The 308-nt window shown below is 41.6% G+C and carries 1 rRNA gene; it reads right to left on the bottom strand.

Annotated elements, in window-relative coordinates:
* Positions 1–244 precede the first annotated feature (244 nt).
* Positions 245–308, bottom strand: a 16S ribosomal RNA gene (locus tag M3197_RS17255); the annotation flags it as partial.

Raw genomic sequence — 308 nt, 5'->3', positions numbered from 1 at the left:
AAAGAATCGCTGTTCGGCTCACTACGAATAGTGTCCGACTCGGTTGATTGTCTTGATTTGTTGCTTCAATGTCGTTTTATCCAGTTTTCAATGAACAAGTTTGAAGAGTATTTAGCACGCAATGAAAACGTAACTATATAAACCTTCAAAACTGAACGCAAAATGTCAACGTATGAACCAAAGGTTCATTTCCGAATGTGCAGCTTCATCATCACGAGGATGTTCCACTGACATATATCCTTAGAAAGGAGGTGATCCAGCCGCACCTTCCGATACGGCTACCTTGTTACGACTTCACCCCAATCATC

It is taken from the genome of Sporosarcina aquimarina (assembly GCF_023715615.1).
GTDB classification, from domain to species: domain Bacteria; phylum Bacillota; class Bacilli; order Bacillales_A; family Planococcaceae; genus Sporosarcina; species Sporosarcina aquimarina_A.
Note: the sequence above shows the minus strand (reverse complement) of the source record. Positions and strands in the feature narration are given on the sequence as shown.